At 64.1% G+C, this 1,742-nt stretch carries 1 protein-coding gene; it reads left to right on the forward strand.

Annotated features, from left to right (window positions below):
• Nucleotides 1–205 precede the first annotated feature (205 nt).
• Nucleotides 206–580, forward strand: a complete 375-nt coding sequence (locus AB4Z09_RS28975; RefSeq protein ID WP_442241381.1) for a hypothetical protein — start codon at nucleotides 206–208, stop codon at nucleotides 578–580.
• Nucleotides 581–1,742 lie beyond the last annotated feature (1,162 nt).

Consider the following 1,742-nt stretch of genomic DNA (forward strand, 5'->3'; position numbering starts at 1 on the left):
CGCGTGGGCGACCGACGAGGCCACCCGCTACGCCGCCGCCGCGCCGAATCACTGCGCAGACATCGCGCTGCGCGCGAATGGTGCACGCTCGTACGTTCAGGCCGACACCTACCCCTGCTGACAGTTCCAACGGCCGGCCGCGGCGCAGCGGGTGGCCGCGTCGGGGTGTGCGACAGAAGAGACACACGGAGGGGAACCCATTTCCATGAGTATCAAGCGCGCTGTGTCCATCACTGCCGTCGGTTTCGCGGCGGTCGGGGCGATCGCCGCGGCGGGAGCCGGGACTGCAAGCGCTCTCACACCCGTCAACGACGACGGGGCGACCGGCGTCGTGCTCAACCACGAGGAGACCGTTCTCGCCGCCCAGCTCCACGCCGGTGACCTGATCAACCTTGTGTACGGCGACAACTGGGTGGTCAATCTGCCGCACGATTCGATCTGGTACACCGGCGGCTGGACCCCGGTCACGGGCCATCAGCTCATCGAGGAAGCCGCTGCGCATCCGCGCGGACAGGTCGGATTCTGGGTGCAGGACACCAATGTCTACAAGCACCCGTTCTACGGGATCTCGCGCTGGTGAGAGCACACCGCGACAGTTTCTCGTCAGGCGTCCGCGGCGTCTGAAACACTGACACGGAACTGTCGGCCCACCGGGCCGAAATCCGCTGGAGAGAATGCAGGAGGGCCTCGATCCCGGAACAGGATCGGGGCCTTCTCATCGTCGATGACGCGACGGCCGGCGCGGCGTATCCCCTTCCCTCACGGTTCAACCGATCACCCGGGGCGGGCGGGAGCAGCACCTCCCCTTCTGGGGGACACCCAATGTGCTGCTCCCGCCGTCGCCGCCCGAGAGGTCGAGGGCGACGTCTCGACGGTAGAACGGCCACTGGATCGGCGTAGGTGAATGCGGTCGGGTGTCCGAAATCGTCACCGCAGGTTGACCAGCCACGTCTGTTCGGCGCAATCAAATTGCCGGAATACGGGCCGGTTGCACCAGGAATGTCTGAGTCCGGTGCACTACCGGGCTCAGACCCTCGTCGCTTAGGCTCCTACTTCACCAGTACAACAATCGGGGACCAGTTCATCTGCGCGGCCCAAATACCGGTGGAGGCCGGTCGATGCTCCAAGAGCCAAGTGGAGGTAACGAACCCTGTATGTCGATCGACGATGTCGAGACACGCCACCACCATCTCCGCTGACACAACAGTGATCGTGGCGGTCGCATCGTCGAACTCGGCGATCGCATAGCACCGGACAAGGCCCCGGAACCGGTAGGACAGGAACACTCCTCGGCCGCTGCAGGGCTGGTGACGACCGTGGCAATGAGAGTCGCGCTCGCGAGCACGCCCCTCGATCGCCTGCGGACCGATCGCATTGCATCGACGATGCTCACATCACATCAACCTCGTCCGGACGTCGGTGGTGCCCGCGCCGTCCCAAGACTGCAACACACCGGATGCTTCGCCTTCGACCCTGCCGTTCGACTGTCACGAGCCAGCACCTGAACCACCAGGACCGATTCGTTGTCGGGTCCTGGCGAGCCCACGTCCGGGACAGGACGCCTCCGCGAACCAACTGGAAGCGGTGTGGCGCCTAGCCTGCCGCTTTCACGGTAATTCGGCTGAACACCTGTGTCACTGACGAAGAAAGGTGCTCCGACCTGCGATAATTCGACTTGTCTAAGGTTGAACAATCGCGTGATCAAGGAGCACCTTTCAGGTGGCCAAGTCTACGTCCCCGTA

This window comes from Rhodococcus sp. TAF43, assembly GCF_052113525.1.
In the GTDB taxonomy this organism is placed as follows: Bacteria; Actinomycetota; Actinomycetes; order Mycobacteriales; family Mycobacteriaceae; genus Prescottella.